Here is a 23761-nt window from a genome sequence, read left to right as displayed (position 1 = left end):
CACTAGTTTAAGTCGTTGCTGTCTAAGCAGTCCCAGACTAAAGCTCTTTATTAAGCTCGTCACTATAAGGCTGGTTATAGCCTTAAAAATCTCGTGAGGCCATTATGCCGTTCAAACCCATTCCTGCTGCCATCTCCGTAATCATCGGTCTTATCATTTGGTTTGTCATTCCTGTGCCGACCGGAGTCAGTCCGGAAGCTTGGCATTTACTTGCTCTATTCGTAGCGACGATAGCGGCAATTATCGGCAAAGTGCTGCCTATTGGCGCTATCGCTGTTATCGCCATCACCTTAGTGGCCGTAACAGGGGTCACTAATGACTCCCCAAAAGGAGCGATTCAGGATGCCTTGTCCAGCTTCTCTAGTCCTCTAATCTGGCTGATCGGTATTGCGGTGATGATATCTCGTGGTCTCATCAAGACAGGCTTAGGATCACGCATTGCTTATTATTTTATTTCTGTTTTCGGCAAAAAAACCTTAGGGATAGCCTATTCTTTGGCCGCTGCTGAGCTGATGATTGCGCCTATTACCCCGTCTAACACTGCTCGTGGTGGTGGGATTATTCATCCGATTATGAAGTCTATTGCCCACAGTTTTCATTCTACGCCAGAAGAGGGGACGCAAAATAAAATTGGCCGCTATTTGGCAATGGTTAATTTTCATGCCAACCCCATTACCTCAGGGATGTTTATCACTGCCACAGCGCCTAATCCATTGGTTGTAGATCTGGTCAATAAAGCTACAGGTAGTGAGCTGCAGTTGTCTTGGACCACTTGGGCCATCGCGATGTTTGTCCCAGGGTTACTATGCTTGCTGCTTATGCCGCTGGTTATTTATCTCATCTACCCTCCTGAGATCAAAGAGACCCCTGATGCCAAGGGCTTTGCTCAAGAAAACCTAAAGCAGCTAGGACGGGTAGCTACACATGAGAAAATTATGCTCGGGGTATTTGCCCTGATGTTGATATTGTGGGCCAATATTCCAGCGATGATATTTGGCGAAGGGTTGGCAGTGGATGCCACTACTACCGCATTTCTTGGCTTGTCACTGCTCATTTTGACTGGTGTACTTACTTGGCAAGATGTCTTAAAAGAAAAGTCGGCTTGGGATACTATCGTATGGTTCAGTGCGCTCATTATGATGGCCTCATTCTTAAATAAGCTCGGCCTAGTAGACTGGTTTTCTACTAATATTGAATCCGCTATTGGCTTGACCGGTTTTGGCTGGGTAGGTGCCGTAGTGATACTGTCGCTGGTCTATCTTTACATTCACTACTTCTTTGCCAGTACCACGGCTCATATTACAGCGATGTTTGCCGCCTTCTATGCTGTCGGTTTAAGCCTTGGTGCGCCGCCCATGCTTTATGCCCTTATTTTGGCCGCTGTTGGTAATATTATGATGGGCATCACTCATTATGCCACTGGTACGGCACCAGTTATCTTTAACTCAGGCTACACCACGCTGGGTGAATGGTGGAAGATCGGTGCCGTTATGAGTGTGGTCAATACCGTAGTTTGGATAGGGGCTGGCTTGGTCTGGTGGAAGCTTCTAGGTTATTACTAAGTCTAAGCTATTACAAAATAGCGGTACTTTACCGTTAAATAGCTAGAAATTGACCTAAAAGATGAGGAGCTGGTAGAAAGTTACTGGCTAGAAGGCAAAGAGTGACTGTGGCCGTTGGATTTATTGTCAGTCACTCTAGAGCAGGTTTAAAGCAAATGTTAACTAGGTTAGTGGTAGAAAAAGAGGGTAGAAGGGGTTATGTATCACGCTCTTCTAATGACTCTTCATCGTATTTGAGTGCTTCAAAACAAATATCAGATTTAAAGCCCCGATACTGCAAAAATCGCAGTTGACGGGCTTTTTCTTTAGGCGACTCTGGTAAATCTGCACCATATTTTTTTACTCGTGCCTCCACTGCCAGTTTTAGCCAATCGACACCCTGCTCAGGCGCGTCACTATCTATAAAGTCAGCGAATTCATCTGACTCAGTGCTCGCCATATCGATAAGCTCATCAATATTGCTGGGTATGTCTAGCTTACGCTTATAGAAGTCTTGCTTGATACGCTGACGACCGCGTCCTTTTCGGATACCTTCACGGATGAGCATTAACGCAGTTCGCCAGTCGCTTTGATAGCCTTTTTCGGCAAATTCATCGAGCAAGGCTTCAATCTTATCAGGGTCTTGATCTTTATCTAATAGCTTTTGCTTGAGTTCACCACGCGCATACTCTCGGCGTGACAAATAATAAAAGGCTAACCAGCGTAGGCGACTTTCAGCTTTAATCGCTTCTTTTTTGGCATGGCGCTGCTCAGGCGTTAACAGGTAGACCTTGAGCGCACTGGGAATATGCGATAAGTCATCGCTATCTGCGTCTGCAACAGTCTCGGTACTCGGCGCCGCTGATAAAGGCGCTGCATTTTGATCAGTACTTTGCTCCCGTAAAGCACTGGCAGGTTTTAAGTCTGCCAATATCGACTTAATCGACGGCTCTTTAGAGGTATTTGTGGCATCTGAGGTGGGGCTAGCATTGGAAGTGGTAGCAATCTCAATAACGGACTCAATAGGATTTCCAGCCAAATCTTTAGGGATATAGACCGAGGCTGGATGAAAGCCCTTTTTGCGTTGGCCTTTTTTGCGGGCAGTGTTTTTATGGAGCGCTGGTGAAGACGTTGTTAAGGCGGGTATGGTCTGATTGTTATTAACTGAGCACTCTGAAAAGGAAGGGCTAGCAGCGGATTGTACAGTGGCTAGTGAGTTCGCCATTTTAGAGATTTGACGAGCATTTTTTTTGTGTTTTTGCGTATAAGAGTTAGCCAATGCTTTATTATTTTTATTGGGTTTAGCCGAAGCATGACTTTGATATCTAGAGGAGGCAGGGTCTGTTGTGTTTTGGGTTTGGCTGGGTTTTTTCTTTGCTACCAGCGAGCTTGCCGAGTCATTGTCTGACTCGGCAAGGATTTGGGCTAATGTTTTGATTTCCATAATAATCTTATGAAACTAGTTTATTTAAAAGTGTTTATCTAAACCGCTAAGCTGCGAATCGCCTAGCAGTAGTAAGGCTTGATTAACACCCAGAGTAGTTTATTCACTAACTGCTTGGTCATCCGCTAGCGGCGCTTCTTCAGTATCTTTTGGGGTAGGTTCTCCTGTACTTAGCTTTTCTGCTCGAACCTTAGCTTCGATCTCTTCTGCAATAGCAGGATTCTCTTTTAAGTATTGCACTGAGTTGGCTTTACCTTGACCGATTTTGTCATTGCCATAGCTGTACCATGCGCCAGCTTTGCCTACCACACCGATATCAACGCCTAAGTCGATAACTTCGGCTAAGTGATTGGTACCTTCACCATAAGTAATCTCGAATTCTGCCTGACGAAACGGTGGCGCCATCTTATTTTTGATGACTTTGACACGGGTTTGGTTACCGACGATTTCATCACCATCTTTGACAGCACCAATGCGGCGGATATCCATACGTACAGAGGCATAGAACTTCAAGGCATTACCACCAGTAGTGGTCTCTGGGCTACCAAACATCACACCGATTTTCATACGGATCTGGTTAATGAAGATTACCATACAGTTAGAGCGCTTGGCGTTACCTGTGATTTTACGTAGTGCCTGACTCATTAGGCGCGCTTGTAAGCCCATATGTGAGTCGCCCATCTCGCCTTCAATCTCAGCACGAGGGGTTAAGGCGGCGACCGAATCTATGACGATCATATCGATAGCCCCTGAGCGGACTAACATATCGGTAATCTCAAGCGCTTGCTCACCATTATCAGGCTGCGAGACCAACAGATCATCGGTATTGACGCCAAGCTTACGTGCATAAATAGGGTCAAGCGCATGCTCTGCATCGATAAAGGCACAGGTTCCACCTTGCTTTTGACATTGAGCAATCGCTTGAAGGGTCAAGGTGGTTTTACCTGAGCTTTCAGGACCATAAATCTCAATGATTCGACCTTTGGGTAGACCACCGATGCCAAGAGCGATATCGAGGCCTAGAGAGCCTGTAGAGACCACATCAACATCTAAAGTAGCAGAGTCATCACCAAGATGCATGATGGTATTCTTACCAAACTGCTTTTCAATCTGACCGAGGGCCGCTTTGAGTGCTTTTGCTTTATTTTCGTCCATAGTGACGTCCTTATAGAGATTGAGTAACTAAATAAAATAGATAACTAACAAATAGAAGTAAATGAAGGTTAGGTAGATGGTGGATGAGCTAATATTAACGGATTAAGTTTTCAATACTGTCGTAAAAGGCTGCTATGAAAGTGATAAATGCCATTAGAGTTATTATTAATATTTAAAGTCAGTTGCCATTGGCCGAGTTAGCTAGATTACAGTAAGTTGTGTGCTTGATAGAAGCATTGAAAATCAAATTATTGATTGGTTGTTAATAGTTAGCTCTTATCGCTTAACTGGAGCATATTATAGCAAATTTAAGGGTGATGATGACCTGTTAGCGCAGACAATACGACATCAGATGTCGCGCAACTATCGAACGAGTGTTCAGCTATGCTGCTGGTAAGACATGATAGGAGGTTGTAAGAATAAATAACAACCGGCAATATATTAACAAGGTATCAAGAATGCATCAGCTCAGTCACCAGCACATTTAAATCGGGCTATAAGTAAATCATTACTAGCAAGATTAACAGATAGGGATTAATTAGAGGTTAAAAACAACCCAAAAATCTAGCTGATTGCCTTGTTCACAGCTATCTTAGTCTTACGCTAATGTTAGTTGTTAACACCGTTAATAAAAAATCGTAAAAAATGACATAAATTAGCATAAAAATTTTCAGTAAATTTTGGCGCGCTGATTTAAAGTAAATGTCAATAAAAAAATGAGTTATCCACAGTGCAGATTAAAAACTATATGTCAGTTTTGTGAAACATAAAAAATTCAAATAATGGGATAAAAAATATTAAATAAATCTGCGATAAACTATATTGCAAAATAAGTTATTGATTTTAAATAATAAAATAACTGTATAAAAATTAACCAATTTTACCAAAAGCCATATGTTTTAAAGGTCGTGCGCTGTCAAGAGTCAAGTTATCCACATAGTTATCCACAGATAATGGGGAAAACTTTTCTAGCCCTTATAAATCCTACGTTTGCGCCAAGGCCTTAATTGATTGGTCCAAAAAAAACACCGCTACAAGTAGCGGTGAATGACATTAAATATAACGGCTATAGGTGGTTTTTCTGTATTGTGACAAATATGTTTCACAATAATAGGGGCTGACTGAATCGTAAAATAGCAATAAGGGTAGTCATCATAACCTGCTTGGGTGCAGATAATTACCAACTTGTCGGTACTAATGATAACCACCCTATAAGATTAGCAGCAAAGTCCAACTGATGATGATTGGCTTAACGCTAATGGCGTGTATCATCAGTTTTTAGTATAGATTAGGTCCCAGACACCGTGACCACGATTAATACCGCGACGTTCAAACTTGGTCATGGGTCGGAAGTCAGGACGCGGGGTGAAATTACCCTTGCCTGAATAGTTACTCAAGCTGTCGATGTTATCCAACACTTCCAACATCCAGAATGCATAATGCTCCCAATCGGTAGCGGTATGGAACCAGCCCCCTGATTTCAGGCAGCGGGTAACTATCGCCATTCGTTCGGTACTGACGAAGCGGCGCTTATAGTGGCGCTTTTTTTGCCAAGGATCAGGGAAGTAAAGCTGCACACGGTCAAGATGGTCAGCAGGCAGCTGCTGCATGAGCTTAATGGCATCGCCATTAATAATCCTAATATTGGTTAATCCATGTTCACCTGCCATATACGCACACTTACCAATACCAGGCTCATGCACCTCGATACCCACAAAATTACGACCTTTATCAGCCGCAGCCATCTCAATGAGTGAGTCACCAAGACCAAAGCCAATCTCTAGCGTCAAAGGTGCATCAGCGCCATTTGGCGTAGCTTCGGTATCAGCAAATAATGCTCTTAAGTCGGTAATACCCGTTAAGTCGCCATCGCCGCTGGCATTATTGACAATAAAGTGGGCCAATTCAGGATCATTAAGCGCTTGTTCGGCATTTTTGTTCATGTGCGTCCGGCGCTTCATGAAGGTTTTTACGCCGCGTAGATGCTGCTGGGATTCGGGGAGCTGCTGTGATTTTTTGACATCACTTTTAGCGTCACTTTGGGCATTACTGATAGTAGCATTCGCAGCAGTATCAAGATTGTCTACCGCTTTATTGGTAGGGGTCTGTGAGGTTTCATCAATAGAGCCACTAACAGGGCTATTGGTTGGGGTAGTGTGCGGGGATTGTTGACTCATAAGATTACGATTATCAATTTAAATGGGTTAGAATTGCGCCTATTATAAGGCATCTACTATCACTACGTCGTCACTTTCTTAATGAGGATTATTTATGCCTCAGTAAGTCAATACTAGCTCTATAGCGAAGTAGCCAGTCAAAGGAATTAAGGTGTTAAGCGTATCACGATTTATTGATGACCTTACTGCTCAAGCAAAGTAGCAGATAGAGAGGTGGTAGCTTCTAAAGTCATCCAACTTCAATATAGCCCATCTAAAAAAGAGCGGCAAATAAGTTCAAGTGCGATACTGATATCAATTTTTCTAGCTTGCTGTGGCCACGCTGATAGCAGCTACAAAAAATTTATCCTAGTATCAAGGTATTGTTTTTAGATTGAAGTCACTCTAGATTGAAGTCAAGTCAACCTAATATCAATATATCAACCACTCTATCTACTCTCTTGGCGCGCTTCATCAAAGCAGCTGTAGCATTACTACCAGCTTATTAGAGCTAAGACAGCTTGCTGGAGTAATAGATAGAGTCGAGGTGGTATAGTGGTGAAAGTATTTACGCTGTTGTAATTGTCAAAAGAGCTTGCCGCTATGTTATTTATTGAGACGGATTCACCGCCGCCATTTTATCAGCCTGATCTTAGCTCATCTCGGCGTCAACAGCTGGATCAGTGGTATATCGGTCATCGCTCACAAACTTACTATTTGAAGCGTTTTGCTGAATTTGATCAGCAAGGCTATTTGTCGCCCAAATGGCACTGGGCTGCTTTTTTTATGACCTTCCCGTGGCTACTGTACCGCAAGCGCTATATGGATGCACTGGTTTATAGTGTGGCGGGGTGGTCCTTTATTCAGCTCAATATCACCATCATTTTGGTGGCATTTGAAACGCTGGCAATGCCCTTTATTAATGATGTGTATCAGATGCCTATTAGGATTGCGCTAGCCGCTCTGGTTTGGCTATTTTGGTCAGCAATGGTGGCGCGCTGGTCTGATGCCTATTACTACCGAATGGCGCGCCGCGAGATTGCGGATGCGCTAGAAAAGTACCCCAACAATGTTGATGCTCAGAAATCTTACCTAAGGCTTCATGGTGGGGTGAGCATGGTCGGTTTAGGACTGGGCTTTGGTTTTTATGCCTTTGCTCTATTGGTTATTCAGGTGCAATTTTTGCCACTTTATGCCAAGCAAAAAGAAAAAGAAGTGGTGTTTGAGGCCTATGAGATTACATATAATGCGCAAAGACGGGTCGATCTTATCTATCAGCAGCAAGGCAAGTGTCCCATTACCTTACCGTTAAGCACTGCGCAGCAACGGGTGACGCTTAAAGTGGCCACCAGTGCGGCAGGCGTGCCCAATAATAGCGACTGTGTGGTTATAGCTACGGTACAAGGGGTCGGTTATCCCAATCGTTATCTGAACAATCAGACTCTAGTGATGTACCGGCAGCCGACTGGTAATTGGGGCTGTATGAGCTCACTTAATAAGAAGCAAGCCCCTAAAGGCTGCCTATAAACCAGTACAAGGCTCAACCTGTCTAAGTAAGGACAGCTGGCTCTTAAGAACCCTCATTGACCAAAATTGATTTTAATATCGGGTTAGGTAAATGAGGGCACGCCCTAAATGATGGCTTATTTATTTACATCTATAGCGGCCTTTATCTCATCCAAATCGATCTTTTTGGCTTCGTTGTGATCAGAGTCGAATAAGCTTTCAAGCTCAGCGATAGCCGACTGGGCTGACTCAATCATGCTGGCTTCATCATCATAAATGGCTTGCTGCCGATCAATCAGCTCATCATCATAGTCACGGAAAGTGCGAATGGTTTCGCGCGCTTTTTCAGGACTGATACCCAATAGCTCAAGCGACTCGCGTGAGATATCAAGCGCAGTAAGATAAGTCTCGCGCCAAATATAGCGAACGCCAACCTCTCGCAGCCGGTAATAGTGCTGACGGTCACGGGCGCGGGCAAGAATAATCAAATCTGGATAATTATGGTGCAGATATTGCGCTGTGGTAATAGAGCGCTCTAAATCATCGACCGCTAGAATAAATACCCGCGCTTTACTGATACCAGCCGCACGCAAAATCTCAGGGTTTTTGGGATCGCCGTAATAGACTTGGTTACCAAACTTACGCACAAAGTCCACTCGATTGGCAGAGCGCTCAATGGCGGTAAACTCTATATTATGCATGCGCAGGACGCGGCCAATAATCTGACCAACACGGCCAAAGCCTGCGATAATTACCGGATGCTCGTGGTCAGGGATGGTATCGTACTCACGAGTCGGCTTGCGCTTGGCAAAGATAGGCTCGCCTACCTTTTCTAGTAGCAAGAATGCAAGCGGTGTCAAGGCCATCGAGATGGTGACCACTAGCGTCAACATATTGGCCAGCTCTGGGTTTAAAAGATGCTGAGCGCTGGCAGCACTGAATAGCACAAAGGCAAATTCACCACCTTGCGCCAAGGTTACACCCAGACGGATGCTGGTCGGCAAGCGGTTACCTGATAATCGAGCAATCAGCGTAATCACTGAAAACTTGATAAACATTAGCAGCATCGCGGCGCCAATAATTAACATAGGATTGGCTAAAATAAGCTTCACATTAGTCAGCATACCGACTGACATAAAGAATAAGCCTAGCAGCAGCCCTTTAAACGGCTCAATACTGGCCTCTAACTCGTGGCGGTATTCAGAGTCGGCTAATAGTACGCCTGTTAAGAATGCACCTAGCGCCATCGATAAGCCAATCTGACCCATCAATATAGACACACCCATAACAATAAACAAGGCGACGGCAGTCAGCAGCTCTGTGGCACCACTAGAGGCGACGAATTTAAAAAATGGCCGTACCACGTATCGGCTAGCAATAATCAGTCCGGCAAAAACCGCCACAACTTTGGCAAAGTACAATAAGTCGTAGGTCTGATCACGAACGCCAGATAAGAAGGGAATGACGGCTAATAAGGGGATAACCGCGATATCTTGAAACAGGAGGATGGTAAAGGCTTCACGGCCATGAGTACTAGATAACTGCTGCTTTTCAGTCAATATCTGTAATACAAAGGCGGTAGACGACAGCGCCAATCCAAAGCCAACGATAAAAGCCGTATCAAGCTTTATACCAACAAAATGATACAGCAGCCCCATGAGTAGTAGACCGGTCAAGCCAACCTGCAATCCTCCTAAGACAAAAATAGAACGGCGCAGCGCCCAAAGTCTTGATGGCTGCAGCTCCAAGCCAATAATAAATAATAGCAGCACCACCCCAAACTCAGAAAAATGCAGTAGGGTCTCAGCATCACCGGCCACATCTAAAAAACTAGGCCCAAGGATCAACCCAGTAATCAAATAGCCAAGAACAGTGGCAATGCCAAAGCGTTTGCCCAGCGGTACTAGCAATAAAGCGGCCCCCAAAAATATGGTGACCTGCAACATAAGGTTAGGAGAGCCGGCGGCGGCTGCAATCATGAATACTCCTTGATAAAGCTGACATGGTAGTCTTACTCATATTTGGTCAATCTAGCGCTCACCAATACAATATTGATAGAGGCAGAGTAACTGGGGCAGTCGAGGCAGTGATTAACGAGGCTGGAGTCATCTTATGACCTCCAGGGAATAATTTTACCAGCTATTCCTTAATCTTCTTTATCCCACTTCAATCCCTGTTAACTGACCATTAGTGACTCAGTTCTGTATAGGATTGATGCTGACTGAATTAAGCAATACCTCTTCACTAACGTCACCCAAATACTTGAGTAATCGACTAAGAATATAGTTTAAGTTTAATTGGTCGAGGTATGTAAATTATGTTGAATAGTAAAGGCTTTCATTGAACGCTACGTCATTTCTTTTTATAAACCTTCCAAATGCCGTTATCTGCAAGTGGATTTTGATAAGCGTCATTGCGGCGTTTGCGAGGTTTTTGACGACTGTCTACCACCTTAAAGCCAGGAAGAGCGTGCACAATAAGCCCCGTTCGATAGAAACGTAATCGCTCAGGATCTAGCATCTCACCTTTGCTATCGCGGCAAAATACATAAGCGCGCAGGTCAATAAACTCTCGATGGGCCACTAATCTAGCCTCATCGTCACGCTCAAGTACGCGCGTGAGCCTTGTTTCTTCCTCCAAGTTGAACTCGCCGCACTTATCTATTAACGCCCCAACCGAGCCAAAGCTCTTGGATTCTTTAGCTCGAGTCTTGGTGAGATGGAGCTTTTGAACATGATAGACAAACTGCGGAATCTCAAGACTCGCAGGTAGCGGGAGATAATCTGGTGGTAAGTAGGCGGCTGGATAAAATCCCATAGCGCGGTCGATCAGCGGCTTCCAGCGCTCATGGTAGGCTTGTACTTCATCAAGATTGCCATGATAGATAGGCATGTCACGAACTTGACTTAAGATATCGGGAGGGAATTGGTCATGACGGTATGCAGCGATATCTGTTTGTAATGCAGATAACAGTTCTTTCGCCTGCTTTTTACCTTCCTTTGAGGTAGGCGCATCGATATTATCAGGAGCAACAAAAGGGGCGGAGCGTCTAGGCATAGCAGATTATCATTAGTTAGTTGACAGGTGGTCAGTAAAGAAATAAAAAATAGTCCAAGAATTAAAGGCTTGAGGGATATATCCCCATAACGAACCATTTATTATCGGTAATTTTATATGCTATCATAACCGCACAAACCATCGTGGGTTTAATTTGTTTGTAATTCTTCTCTGATTCTTCTGCCTGCCTCAAAAGGAGTTAAAGAAGGCAAGGTATCAGAAGATATGGCTACTGTCTTCAACAGCTATAAAACACAAACATTGCAACTTCCAGCACGATGTAAAACAATTCTGGTAAAGCGCACAAGCCTGCCACTCCGACAAGGTCCCCTGTGCCTTATTTTGACTACGAGCTTCTAGTTTAATTGTCGTCGGAGTATCAGGAGTCTGATATGTCACTGTTTACCCAGCGTTTAACCCCTCGCCATGCCCTTGGCAAACTAGCTATTGCTCAAATCGAGCAATTGGCGCTAAGGCCGCAAGACATTATTACTGCAATGGGCTATCAGCCTAACAATGCTATTCAGGCCTGCGACCGACTGCGGCATGTGTTAAGTAGTCCTACCCTCGGTCTTGATAATAGTTACTACGACTTTCGCTTTAGCTCGGTTGAGTTCCTGCGGGTATTATTTGAGGTGCTCAAGATCGATCCTTTGGACCATCAACCTGACCTTGAACAGATACAGTATGAGCTACGAAACCAGAAAAAAGTAACGACTGATACGTTACAAGCCAATAGAGATCTTGAACTTTCATGACGCGCTGAAAAATGGCGAACTAGAAAGAGAAAGGCCAGTAGAATAAGGCAAGTAGAATAAGACAGGATGATTCAATTGCGAATCCAAGCGCATTACCAAAAGTATCATGTCAGCTTGCCATGTCTTGAGGTAATTACTGGTTATGAGTAGGTCGTTGGGCGCAGTAAGGAGCGCGAGGTATCAGAGTTTGAATTGCCTAAAACTCAATCCTCCCCATAAAACTCGCCACCATCAATCCAAATTATTGGGTCTTCGAATAAGTCATTGATGGCCTCCCAAATCTCAACCTCACGGGCGATTCACTGATGACCGCCCGCAAAAGACTGCACCTCCCAGCTGTTTGGCAAGTTGACCAATGTCTTTTGGGCAGTGGCAAGGTTTAAGCACTCATCAGCCACCTCTACCATGACCCGCGTCATCTCGGGATTACTCGTTGGAAATGGTAAGTCCATCTCACCTGCGATAGAGATTCGGTCTGTTAGCACTTCACTTGGATTGATACACGGCGCGATAAGCAGTGCCCGCAGACCGTACTTGTGCGCCAAGTGATTGGCAAACCAACTGCCCAGTGAATGTCCTGCCTACCACACGCGGGTATTCGCGCAGCGTCTCCTCAATCAAATCCTCGTATATACCAAAGATTGCTTTAAAATTCTCCCGATAATTCACTGTCTAGCAAAATTTCGGCTCACGCTCAATACAGGTATATTTACTGGTTTGATGACTTGAATCCAAACCATGAAAGAACAGTAAAAATGTCTTGTTATTTTCGGTAGGTAACATTGTTATTTTTATTCTTATTATGCATTTATTGTTTAATTAGGGGTAATATTGGCAGTGGGCGTAATAGCTAAAGTCTAGGAGACTGATAGTCTGCATTGCGCAACACTTACGAAACATTAAATCAGCTAAGCCAGTTAAACCAGCGACTATCATTTGTGGTCTCTTTCGAGCGCATCGCAACTGTTTGTCAGGTCATTTTTTTAAGTTGAAAGGGCTATTTAGTGTGATAAAAAGTTCGAGGTTAGTAGGGAGGGGATCATGCTAAACATTGACTGAGAATTTATACAGCCTCAGTCATATCGTGACTTTTAACAAGTCAGTTTTTTAGCAAGTCAATTTTTGTCAGGCACTCATTTAATGTGTTGGTATTACCGTAGCTTTACTATCACGGCAGTATGATGAGAATCTTGATTTCATAAGTGAGACAATCAATGAATACATCCAATCAAGGGTTAGCTCGTATTTTAAAGGGATTGCTTCATCTAACCCTTGTCGGTATAGGACTATCGGTAGGATTTTGGCTAGTTCTTAGCTCTAGCATGGGAGCCACTTACTTGCCAGAAGTCTGGACAGGCCAGTTAGATTTTTGGATTAGAATGGCAATGCTAGTTATCGGCGGGATGACTATAGTCGTATCGCTGGCTTATTTATTATCGCCATTAGGCAAAAGGTTATGGCGGTTAGATTGGCTAGAGAGAGAAGCTGATGACAGTAAAACTGATAGCGTAATAAAAATAATGGTTCGGGTAGTAATGGCCGGGGTTATTATTGTCTTAGGTTACGTTTTTGCATTCGCCGCAACGATGGGCCCGGCTATTACAGAAAGCATGGCTGGGGGCGTTGATTGGGGTATCAGAATTAGCCTCATCGGTATAGGGTTCAGTAGTATTATTTTTGCCCTTATTTGGCTGGTTTGGCCGCTGATTCGTTATAGCTGGCGGAAGCTGCGGGCGTTAAAACGCACCTAACTTACGCAGCCTCAGTCATATCTATCATAACTTTTAGTTAATTTATTGTACCAGTGAGCCGTCAACGTAGCCGTTTTAATTGGGATTGACGATAGCAAAGGGCATCATAGTTAAAATAAATTAAGGCGCGCTAGTGGTGTTCGTTTCGGCTAATGGCTTTAGTATCCGCTAATGGCTATGTCCAAGATGACCGACGTTATCCTGACCATGCTCGGACAAGTCACAAACCAGTCCATCGCCGTGCATGCTCGGGCAACTACGACTCTCAACTTGCATAGTGGCGTGGCTAATACCCAACCCTTGCAAGCGTAGCTCAAGCTCATGGATAAGGCTACTTGCGGCATGGATGCTCATATCGCCATCGACGACGACATGGCAGGATAAGGCGTGAAGGCCACTGGTAATGGTCCAAATGTGTAGGTCATGGACTTTAATCACTGCCGTGTGCGCCTCCAAAGTGGTCACTACCTTGTCTAATGACACCTCTTTTGGCGTGCCTTCCATCAAGATATGTACCGATTGCTTGACCACTCGATAACCACTAAATAGTATCAATATCGCGACAATAACCGAGGCTACAGGATCAGCCCACCACCAACCAAACCACATCATAGTGAGGGCAGCAATAATAGCGGCTACCGAGCCTAATAAATCCCCCAACACGTGCAGATAGGCGCTATGCATATTGAGGTTTTTTGAGGTTTTGCTGTCTTTGATTTGTTTTTTAGTAGCGTGATCGTGCTCATCATGGTCGTGGTGTACATGGTCGTGGTGTACATTGTCGTGAGAATAATCACTAGAGTGGCTGTGGCTATGATTGTGATTGTGGCCTAAATGGTCGTGACCAGCATGACTGTGAGCCGCGCCGCCGCGATGTAGCAGCCAAGCTACCAGAATATTTACCAGCATACCGACAGTGGCAATAATCAGCATACCTCTGGTGGCAATATCAGGAGGTGAGTTAATTCTGCCAATGGCTTCATAAATAATCATTAGAGAGATAATAACCAGCGTAGCACCATTAGCGCCAGCGACCAGAATCTCAAAGCGCTTATACCCAAAGGTCTTCTTCTCGGTAGCGGCTTTTTCACCTATTTTGAAGGCTAAAAGTGTAGCACCGAGCGCCGCTGCATCGCTAAGCATGTGACCTGCATCTGAGAGTAACGCTAGGCTATTGGTGAGCCAGCCGCCTAATGCTTCTACCAGCATAAAGCCTGTAATAATTGTAAAGCTAATGAGCAAGATTCTTTGTTGCTTCGCAGTCTCTGGTTTACTCGATTGACTGGCTGACTGGCGGTGCTTATCAGGGTGTGAATGATCGCCATGCTGATGACTGTGCTGCACGCTTGCTTGATTATTATTATGGTTAGGCGAAGAGGATGACATAAGAACCCCTAATTTATAATTATTATTTGTGATGTCGATGGTGTGGTTACCATCCGACTGGGTCAACATCTAAGGTCAGCTTTAGGTATTTCGCTGAAGGTAACTCTAACACTTGTGGCCACCAGTAATTGAGTACTTGATGTAAATGAGAGCGCTCTTTACTCAATAGTAGCAGCTGCGAATGAAAGCGGCTATTTTTCTTTTTCATCGGTGCATCAATAGGACCAAGGATTGCTAATTGATTGGGCTTGGGCAGGATTGCGGTAGCGTCTTTTAAGGCTTGGGTAGTGCGCTCTAGTGTCTTACCCTCACAGCGAATGAGTGCAGCGTAGGTAAACGGCGGCAGCCCCATTACTCTGCGCTCATTTAATAGCTCAAGCGCGAACTCATGATAGCCATCGCGAACCAGCTTAAGCAGTAGTGGATTATCTGGTTGTAGCGTCTGGATAAGGACTTTACCGGCTTTATCGCCGCGGCCAGCACGGCCAGCGACTTGGATCATAAGTTGGGCTGTGTGCTCAGGAGAGCGAAAGTCGGGCGATAAGAATCCGCGGTCTGCGTTAGGTAGGCAGACTAGCGTCACTTTTGGAAAATGATGGCCTTTGGCGACCATTTGCGTACCGACCAATATCGCTGGGTTGCCAGAATTTATGCGCTGATAGATGGTCTCCCAGCTGTCTTTACACCGCGTAGTATCACGGTCGATCTGAATAATGGGATAGGTAGTCTTACTGGTTTGTGGGTTAGAAAATAGCGCATGCAGGCTTTCGGTAAGCCGCGTTGTGCCCATGCCAACGGCATCGAGGTTGACGCTACCACAATCAGGGCAGGCGGTAGGAATAGCCGCTTGCCAATCACAGTGATGACATTTTAGATAACTGGGCTGCCGACTGTTCAGCTGACTGTGGTGAATGGTCAGGTGCGCCTCACAGCGTGGACAATCTGCCTGCCAACCACAAGCCGCGCACAATAAGACGGGCGCATAACCACGACGATTCAAAAATACTAAGACTTGCTCGCCTGCCTCTAACGTCTGGCGAATCGCGTCGATAGTATCATCAGTAAGCCCTGTATTCTGTGGGTTCTTAATATTTGCTATCAGTGGCTTTTGCTGGGGGCTGTCTACTGGCTGCTCACTAAATTGGGTGGGTTTATCTCTAGCATCAACCAGATATAGGGCAGCAGCAGTAGCGTGTCCGGCGCGCTCAGTTAATCTAAGCTCGGTCAGTTTGCCATCTGCTACCAGTTTAAATTGCTCAAGTGCAGGAGTGGCTGTACCGAGTACCACTGGGATATTGGCTTGGTAACCCCGATATAGAGCGACGTCGGCTGCATGATAGCGAAGGGTATCTTGCTGCTTATAAGATAAGTCATGAGCCTCGTCGACGATGATAAGGCCGAGATTAGCAAAAGGATAAAGAATAGAGGAGCGAGTACCGATAATGATTTGTGCATGACCTTGCCGACAGTCTTGCCACCCTTGCATCCGCTGAGTATTGTTCAGCCCTGAATGTAGTAACAAAATCTGTGCCGCAAAGCGCCGAGCGAATCGAGCTTTGGTCTGCGGAGTTAAGCCAATCTCAGGAACGAGGACGAGGACTTGTTTGCCAGCCTCCAATACAGGCTGCATCGCTTGCAGATAGACCTCAGTCTTGCCACTACCAGTGACGCCGTTAAGCAAAAATCCTTGATATTTTGCTTGCTCGAATGACTGCACAATAGCCTCGACGGCGACGCTTTGCTGCTCATTTAAGTCTAATGGCAGCTTGGCGAGTGTTGGTAGGGCAGGGGGCGACTTGGGCTCAAGGTAATGCTCCACCAGTCCCTTTTCCTCAAGCTTATTAAGAAAGGGTCGCTCCATACCCTCTAAAAGCAATACATCTTCACTAGCGCCATGACTGCCATGCAATTTGAGCATTTCAAACTGCTGTTTTTGTTTTTTGGCTTGGGCAGGTAGGTCAGCATCACTGGCATTAGGCAGGATACGCCAATGGGTAATAAGCAGGTCTAGTGGCTTGCCTTGGCGGATTAAGCTTGGCAGCATGACAGACAGCACATCACCAAAAGGATAATGATAATAGCTCGCTAACCAGCGAGCTAGACTGAGCATATCAGTATCAATGAGCGCTTCATCGTCTAAAACGCGCTTGATAGGCTTAAGCTTACTAGTCGGAATAGTACTATCAGCCTTATTAACATGTGCGACGACGATACCAATGAGAGTTTGCCGACCAAAGGAGACCTCTACGCGCGCGCCGATAACAGGCAGCTGCTGTACTTGTAGTAACTCGGGCTTACTATTGGCAAACAAGTCATTGCTAACGTGGTCATTCGCTAGGCTGGCATCTGGGATGGGCTTTTGGCTATTGCCACTGTTTTGGGATTTCAGCGTCGCTGCCTGCAGCTCAGGGACAAGATAGTCAAATACCCGGTAAAGCGGGACAGGCAAGGCGACACTTACAAGCATAATCATGAATCCAACAAAACAGTGTAATAGCCAAGATAATCTAGCCAGCTATCGTGTAGCTACATCACTATAGACTGACCAGCTGCACGATATGGCTAAAAAATAATAAGATTAGTCTTCAATGAATAAGATCGTCTCAATCTCTACCACAGCATCTTTAGGGAGAGCAGCAACTTGAACAGCAGAGCGGGCAGGGTATGGCTTGGGGAGTCGGGCGACAAACAGCTCATTTAGAGCGGCAAAGTCGTTTAAATCAGTCAGGAACACGTTGAATTTCACCACATCAGCCAGCGTACCACCTGCAGCTTTAACCACAGCTTCAATATTGTCCATGACCTGCACGGCCTGAGCGGCAAAGCCTTCTCTCATCACCATAGTTTTAGGGTCAAGACCAATCTGACCGGACATGTAGACCGTACTACCAGCGTCGGTAGAGACTTTTACAGCCTGTGAATAAGTGCCTACAGCGGCTGGAGCATTGTCGGTATGGATAATTTGGCGTGGCATACATGAGATCCTATATAAGTGTCAATAAAGTATATGAGCAAGGTTAAAAACTTAACTATGCCCATATGAGAAGAAAAAGTATAGTGTAGCAGAATCTTGTCTGATTCATAGTGGCTACAGTTGAGTTTAGCGTTGAGTTTGGATGCCGTTAAGGGAAGTTTAGGTTGTAGCAAGACTGGGGAGGGCTACAGTATCTAAAAGTTAGAGTATTTAAATAGGATGTCTAAAAGTTCTGATAGCTCAACCGCTTGGATAAAACAGCCATTCTTAGTCATAACAAGGTTCTTGAACCCTCATTGCAGTGGCTATCCTCATTGGTAAAGTGCGAATGAGACCATGCTACTTGAGTGCTGCTTAATAGCAATGTTTAGTAGCACTCATGGCCGCGCAACAGTCGAATTGGCGCTTGACGATAATAGCAAAAGGCCAGATTAGCTACCTAGCTTATAGTTGATATAGGCGTCTGATATTAGGAAAGTCAAGCAAGGCGCGTAGGGTGGTGATAGCCTGAGCCAGATGCTTACGGCTCAAGACCAGTAGATGAATATCAGTATCACTGGCGCGAACATCGATCTTTTCGATGCCGATATCCAGCTCACGTAAGTGGTAGATAACTTCGCTGACTTGCTCATCAGTGAGCACGGTGGAGAGCTTTAGGTAGGCAAGATAATAAGTTTTGTCGCCGGGAGCATTGTCTGAATCGTCTTGATCACGCCAGCTGAGCTGAATAATCTGATAAGGGTGGTCTTTCCGAATGGCGTCAAGGGAGAAGCACTTGTGGCGATGGACGACCAAACCATGGCGCGACTGATGCCCGAGGATGGGGTCGCCGTATATGGGGTGGCAGCAGTTGGCCAGCGCCAGCTCAACTCCTGCGGCAGTAGCGACTTCATGTTGTGATTGCCGCTTACCAATGGCTTCGTCTTCAGCTTGCTTGTCAGCGACTGCTTCGCTAAAGAGCCTTGAGACTACCAGCTGCGGCAGGAGCTTTCCTTGGCTAATTTGCTCAAAAAGCTCAGCTTTTGAGCTGATACCACGCCAAGCAAATAAATTGTCCCAATCAGCTTCGTTAAGGTCTTTAAGCCCTTTTTGATAGGTGCTTAGGGCGCGATCAAGCGCTTGTTCACCGTGGTGTTGCTTTTCTACTGCAGACAAATCCTTGAACCAGCGTAGCACCTGTTCGCGAGCTTTGTTGGTGACAATAAATCCTAGCCACTCTGCTTTAGGTGCTGACTCGCTATCGATTTCGATTTGAACTTTTTGACCATCTTGTAGGACCGTGCCTAGCTTGGCTGGCGCATCATCAATAAGTGCGCCCACGGCGATATTACCGACAAACGGACCTACCGCATAGGCAAAGTCTAGCGCTGTGGCACCGCGCGGCAGCTCGTAAGCTCGGCCTTGCGGACTGTAGCAGAGGATTTTGCTTGAGTGTAGGTAGTTCATCAAGGCATCAATAGTAGCTACTGCCGACTGAAAGTCGATGTCAGCCTCGTATTCTGAGCCGCTGATACTATCGCTGACCAAATCTTTTAAATTACGCAGTGAGGCTTGAATGACAGCCTGACTGGCTTCAGAAGCTGAATTAGCACCGATAGCACCGAGCTTGGCGGCTTTTTGCATCTGCTTGGTCATGATAGTGACTTTGATGGTGTCATTGACCCGCTCATAGGTAAGGGTCAGCGACTGATTACCGCCTGGTAAAGGTCTGCGAATATTGTCTTGAATGTTGGCATCACTGATTTTGTACTTGGTGATGAGATAGTAGGCAAGCTTGTCGCAAGCTTCGACACTGTTTAACACAATCTCGAACGCATAATGCCGCAGTAAATCGCTTAACTCACCACGGTTTCGGAAAAATCGTCGATACATGGCCACGCGGTTATCCAGTACCTTGACATGACCATGTAGCCCAAGATTATCAAGTACATAGGTCAAGTAATGATGGATTCCCTCTTTGGTAAAGTTGCGACCGAGACCATGCTGCAAGATCTTGTCAGACAGCTTGGTATACATGACGTGATCAAGATTACGATAACACAGCACTTCGATATAGTCGGCAATATCGTTGAGACCCATAAGCCGGGCAAACGGAATATAAAAGTCAAGCGTCTCCCGCGCCGTAGCGCGCTGCTTTTCTGGCCTAACCGCATCTAGCGTTGACATGTTGTGTAGTCGGTCAGCAAGCTTGATAATCAGGACGCGGGGGTCATCAAGGGTGGCGGTCAGTATCTTATGAAAGGTTGCGGCTTTATTTTGTAGCTTGTCATGTTTGGAGGACTTAAGCTTCGTTACCCCATCGACCAGTCGAGCGACCGTATCACCGTATCGCTCAGTAATCTGCTCGTGTGTCACTTCCGTATCTTCAACGGTGTCATGCAAGATAGCAGCGATAATAGTGTCGCGATCTAAGCGAAATCCAGCTAAGATCTCTGCGACCGCTATTGGGTGGGTGATATAAGGCTCGCCTGATTTTCTCTTGTCTTTGATATGAGCCACATCACCAAAGTGGCAGGCATCTAGGATATCAGCGCGCTCGTCTGCTGTGAGATAGCCCACAGCGCGCATCAGGTTGTATTGGGCATCATCTACCAAATGATGGCTGAGTTTGGGTAGGGTTTGGCTCATGGTAGAGGGTTCCTGATTTACGCTTGATGAATATCTAACAGTAGTGAGAGTCTAACGACAACCATCCCATTTTATATTTTTTACTTTACGCTATAAGCACTAACCCAAAAAGTGAGCTGAGCGCTGTGCTATTGACTGACGAATTAGATAAGTCGCCCCCAAAGGGATAGAATAATAACAATTGTCAAGTCTTAGAAGCGAAAAATTATACCGATAAAAAAAGCCGCTGTTACCAGTGACCAAGAGGGAGCGAGACGTAAGCGACTAAATTCAATCCTAAGTTCTAATTAAGCTTAATTAGGCTTAAATGTCAACATATAATGCGCAAAAACATATGAGATATCGTCACTTAATAAAAGTAATCTTAGTAAGAAAAATAGCACGTAAAAAAAACCACAGCAATAGACTGTGGTTGATATTTTTAAACATTCATCATTAGGATTATATATAAATGCGAATCTAATGCCTCAGATTTTGCTTATTTTGATTCATCCTAATCGTTGTATGGACTTTTTGTGGTCCATAGTTAGAGCTACAGTAGATATTAAAAGGCGCAGCTTGACGATTAAAAGCCGTGATTGCCAGATAGAGCAAGATCTAAAGAGCTGGTGGCAAAGTTATGCTCAGGCTGTGTCAGGATGTCGCGAGTGATTTTGCCAGCCGCTATTTCACGTAGCGCTAGTACCGTGGGCTTATCATTGTCGACAGTGACCATTGGCTCTGAGATACCTTTAGCGAGTTGGCGCGCACGCTTACTGGCCACCAAAATGAGTTCAAATCGGTTGTCAACGTTGTCTAAACAATCTTCAATAGTTACGCGTGCCATGTCTACCTCGGTGTCTGTATTCTGTGGGAAAAACTCTATGAGAAAAGGACTAATAAATACTTATTTGACAAAGTATTACTAGTGAATGAAGAATTGATAACCCAACATTATAACAAAAATTCATCAGCAGCACAGCAAAATCGCTTTAGACCGCTGTATATTAGTCTATACCAATAACTATAATGATGAGCTAGCAATGTCTCAGACAAGGTCACATGAAGCTCAATAATGCTAGCCAACCTTGCCGCTGCCGCTTCAAAGTCCGGGTGGCTATTTAGAGTAACTCTCATCAGCCATTAGTGCCTCAATGGTACTCTGATAGCGCTGCTGCTGCCGATCAAGGGTCTGACGTTTGGCGACAATAATCGCCTTGAGCTCATAAAGTGCTGATTCAAAATGATCATTAATAACGACGTAATCAAAATTGACATATTGACGCATCTCATCGACAGCACCCGCTAAACGCGTATTGATGACTTCAAGCGTATCTTGACCACGTCCCGCTAAGCGCTGACGCAACGTCGCCAGGCTTGGTGGTAAGATGAATATCATAGTGACATCGTCAAAAAGCTTTTTGACTTGCAGCGCACCTTGCCAGTCGATCTCTAAAATGACATCGACACCCGCTTCAAGCTGCGCGGTGACACTGGCGTGCGAGGTACCATAATAGTTGCCAAATACTTCGGCATGCTCTAAAAACTGCCCAGCTTTTATCCCCGCTACGAATGACTCAGTATCGGTAAAGTGATAATGGATACCATCGGTCTCACCCGGCCGTGGATCACGGGTTGTGTGCGAGATGCTAACCGCTAAATCATTGGTGGTCGCCAGCAGCTGCTTTACAAGGGAGGTTTTTCCAGTACCAGAAGCGGCGGTAATGATAAAAAGGGAGCCTGTCATAGGATGTGTCTCTTTGCTGAGTGATCGTCGTTTAAAAGTATGGTTAGCTGTCAAACTGCTATAGGGCAACAGGGTAGTGCCGATTTAATACTTATAATGTCAAAAAAGCTACAGTTTTGCGTAACTTTTAGGCCAGACATTATATTACAAGGGCGTTTTTATTATGAAGTTTTTGTCTAAAGCGCGAAGTCTAAAAGCTCGGCGATGGTCTTAGGAAGACGGGCCGCAGCTTGGTAGGGTACACTCTTTATAGCTTCTAATACGATGACCGTTTACTTCATTGATTAACCATAAATTGCTGCTGACAGATAGATGATGAATTGGTTATGAAATCATTATTTCATTCAAGAAATAGCCCTGAGATATGCTAAAGTATAGGCAAATTATCTTATAAAATTGGTATCAATGGAGGCCAAAGCCTATGCTAGGCCGCACTCATTGAGGGCATAGCCGAAACATTGAGCTATTAATCTATTAACAGCTTGTGCATCACTATGTTGACTTGCCGCTCAATTGTTTGTTGATGATGTACTGAAGCGCCCTCATACATTGACTATCAGAATTATCCATTGCTAAGGTCTATTATGCAAATTTATCTTGCCAACCCTCGTGGCTTTTGCGCTGGCGTTGATCGAGCCATTGCTATTGTCAATGAGGCTTTAGCCCGCTTTGAGCCACCCATTTATGTGCGTCATGAAGTCGTCCACAATAAATTTGTGGTGTCTGACTTGGCCAATCGTGGCGCGGTCTTCGTCGAAGAGCTTGATGAAGTGCCCGATGGTGCTATTGTTATTTTCTCCGCGCATGGGGTGTCAAAAGCGGTCGAAGAAGAGGCCGAGCGCCGTGACCTTACCGTATTTGACGCCACCTGCCCGCTAGTGACCAAGGTACATATTGAAGTATCGAAATTTGCTCGAGAAGGCATGGATGCAGTGCTCATCGGTCATGCAGGCCATCCGGAAGTTGAAGGAACTATGGGACGCTTCAATCGTCAGCATGGTGGGCGAATCCACTTAGTAGAAGATGAGGCAGATGTCGCCAAACTTGAAGTACGCAATCCCAGTAAGCTGGCCTTTGTGACACAAACGACCCTGTCTATGGACGATACAGCGGTGGTTATTGATGCTCTAAGGAGCAAATTTCCCGAGATTCAAGGACCGCGTAAAGATGATATTTGCTATGCCACGCAGAACCGGCAGGATGCGGTCAAAGACTTAGCCAGCCGCTGCGAGGTGGTGCTGGTCGTCGGCTCGCCTAATTCATCAAACTCTAATCGTCTGCGTGAACTGGCAGAGAGAATGGCCTGCCGGGCGTATCTAATCGATAATGCAGGCGAGATGGATCAAGCTTGGTTTGACGGTGTCAAAAGCGTCGGCGTCACGGCTGGTGCTTCTGCGCCTGAGGTACTTATTCAAGACGTGCTTAGTCAAATCCAAGCTTGGGGCGGTCAGCTACCCAATGAGCTTGATGGTATCGAGGAAAACGTAACTTTTAGCTTGCCTAAAGCTCTGAGAATCCCTGTCGAGCAAGTTAGCTCTTAATCGCTTAGTATTGCTCGTCTTAGCCATGTTTTTGAATATTTAGTCAATGGTGCCACTAGGCTAGTAGCGTTTTTTAATGATCAATCGCTTTATTTTTATAGTCGTCTAATAGTTCGTAGCGGCATATAAAAATTATTA

At 45.2% G+C, this 23761-nt stretch carries 17 protein-coding genes; 5 read left to right on the top strand and 12 right to left on the bottom strand.

The features are described from left to right. The first annotated feature begins 104 nt into the window (after positions 1–104). Positions 105–1562: a DASS family sodium-coupled anion symporter gene (locus tag EGV92_RS03335; protein ID WP_131667775.1), complete on the top strand. Its 1458-nt coding sequence runs from the start codon at positions 105–107 to the stop codon at positions 1560–1562. Positions 1563–1758: 196 nt separating this feature from the next. On the opposite strand, the gene EGV92_RS03330 is transcribed toward EGV92_RS03335, so the two are convergent. The 3 genes from EGV92_RS03330 to trmB form a co-directional block, all read right to left on the bottom strand. Further along, on the bottom strand, positions 1759–2985 hold the full coding sequence (locus tag EGV92_RS03330) for a regulatory protein RecX (RefSeq protein ID WP_131667774.1): 1227 nt from the start codon (positions 2983–2985) through the stop codon (positions 1759–1761). A gap of 99 nt (positions 2986–3084) precedes the next feature. Continuing rightward, complete coding sequence (gene recA, locus EGV92_RS03325; RefSeq protein WP_131667773.1) at positions 3085–4140, bottom strand: recombinase RecA; 1056 nt, start codon at positions 4138–4140, stop codon at positions 3085–3087. 1271 nt (positions 4141–5411) lie between these two features. Then, complete coding sequence (trmB, locus tag EGV92_RS03320) at positions 5412–6317, bottom strand: tRNA (guanosine(46)-N7)-methyltransferase TrmB (protein WP_131667772.1); 906 nt, start codon at positions 6315–6317, stop codon at positions 5412–5414. 582 nt (positions 6318–6899) lie between these two features. Between trmB and EGV92_RS03315 the strand changes: the two genes are divergently transcribed. After that, positions 6900–7823, top strand: a complete 924-nt coding sequence (locus tag EGV92_RS03315; RefSeq protein ID WP_131667771.1) for a DUF2628 domain-containing protein — start codon at positions 6900–6902, stop codon at positions 7821–7823. A gap of 116 nt (positions 7824–7939) precedes the next feature. On the opposite strand, the gene EGV92_RS03310 is transcribed toward EGV92_RS03315, so the two are convergent. Together EGV92_RS03310 and EGV92_RS03305 are read right to left on the bottom strand one after the other, a co-directional pair. Next, positions 7940–9781 carry a monovalent cation:proton antiporter-2 (CPA2) family protein gene (locus tag EGV92_RS03310; RefSeq protein ID WP_131667770.1) on the bottom strand — a complete coding sequence of 614 codons (1842 nt, stop codon included), beginning with the start codon at positions 9779–9781 and terminating at the stop codon, positions 7940–7942. A gap of 373 nt (positions 9782–10154) precedes the next feature. Further along, positions 10155–10859, bottom strand: coding sequence for a hypothetical protein (locus tag EGV92_RS03305; RefSeq protein WP_131667769.1), 705 nt, complete (start codon positions 10857–10859; stop codon positions 10155–10157). A 392-nt stretch (positions 10860–11251) separates the two neighbouring features. Here EGV92_RS03305 and EGV92_RS14075 point away from each other — a divergent pair, with 392 nt between their 5' ends. Next, positions 11252–11617, top strand: coding sequence for a hypothetical protein (locus tag EGV92_RS14075; RefSeq protein ID WP_207401727.1), 366 nt, complete (start codon positions 11252–11254; stop codon positions 11615–11617). 299 nt (positions 11618–11916) lie between these two features. Here EGV92_RS14075 and EGV92_RS03295 read toward each other — a convergent pair whose 3' ends face one another. Further along, on the bottom strand, positions 11917–12186 hold the full coding sequence (locus EGV92_RS03295) for a hypothetical protein (RefSeq protein ID WP_131667768.1): 270 nt from the start codon (positions 12184–12186) through the stop codon (positions 11917–11919). Between the two features lie 645 nt (positions 12187–12831). Between EGV92_RS03295 and EGV92_RS03290 the strand changes: the two genes are divergently transcribed. Further along, the gene (locus EGV92_RS03290) at positions 12832–13368 is read left to right on the top strand and encodes a hypothetical protein (RefSeq protein ID WP_131667767.1); all 537 of its coding nucleotides are present in this window, start codon (positions 12832–12834) and stop codon (positions 13366–13368) included. 168 nt (positions 13369–13536) lie between these two features. On the opposite strand, the gene EGV92_RS03285 is transcribed toward EGV92_RS03290, so the two are convergent. The 6 genes from EGV92_RS03285 to gmk form a co-directional block, all read right to left on the bottom strand. Further along, positions 13537–14754, bottom strand: a complete 1218-nt coding sequence (locus EGV92_RS03285) for a cation diffusion facilitator family transporter (protein WP_131667766.1) — start codon at positions 14752–14754, stop codon at positions 13537–13539. Positions 14755–14800: 46 nt separating this feature from the next. Then, complete coding sequence (locus tag EGV92_RS03280) at positions 14801–17221, bottom strand: primosomal protein N' (RefSeq protein ID WP_131667765.1); 2421 nt, start codon at positions 17219–17221, stop codon at positions 14801–14803. Positions 17222–17332: 111 nt separating this feature from the next. Beyond that, a complete protein-coding gene (locus EGV92_RS03275; protein WP_131667764.1) occupies positions 17333–17728 on the bottom strand; it encodes a Rid family detoxifying hydrolase in 396 nt (131 codons plus the stop codon). Between the two features lie 444 nt (positions 17729–18172). After that, complete coding sequence (locus tag EGV92_RS03270; RefSeq protein WP_131667763.1) at positions 18173–20356, bottom strand: RelA/SpoT family protein; 2184 nt, start codon at positions 20354–20356, stop codon at positions 18173–18175. 565 nt (positions 20357–20921) lie between these two features. Further along, a complete protein-coding gene (gene rpoZ / locus EGV92_RS03265; protein WP_131667762.1) occupies positions 20922–21182 on the bottom strand; it encodes a DNA-directed RNA polymerase subunit omega in 261 nt (86 codons plus the stop codon). Positions 21183–21452: 270 nt separating this feature from the next. Beyond that, a complete protein-coding gene (gmk, locus tag EGV92_RS03260; protein ID WP_131667761.1) occupies positions 21453–22082 on the bottom strand; it encodes a guanylate kinase in 630 nt (209 codons plus the stop codon). Between the two features lie 584 nt (positions 22083–22666). Here gmk and ispH point away from each other — a divergent pair. Next, positions 22667–23623, top strand: coding sequence for a 4-hydroxy-3-methylbut-2-enyl diphosphate reductase (gene ispH / locus EGV92_RS03255; RefSeq protein WP_131667760.1), 957 nt, complete (start codon positions 22667–22669; stop codon positions 23621–23623). The last annotated feature ends 138 nt before the right edge of the window (positions 23624–23761 follow it).

The sequence above is a fragment of the Psychrobacter pygoscelis genome (genome assembly GCF_004335015.1).
Lineage (GTDB): Bacteria > Pseudomonadota > Gammaproteobacteria > Pseudomonadales > Moraxellaceae > Psychrobacter > Psychrobacter pygoscelis.
Note: the sequence above shows the minus strand (reverse complement) of the source record. Positions and strands in the feature narration are given on the sequence as shown.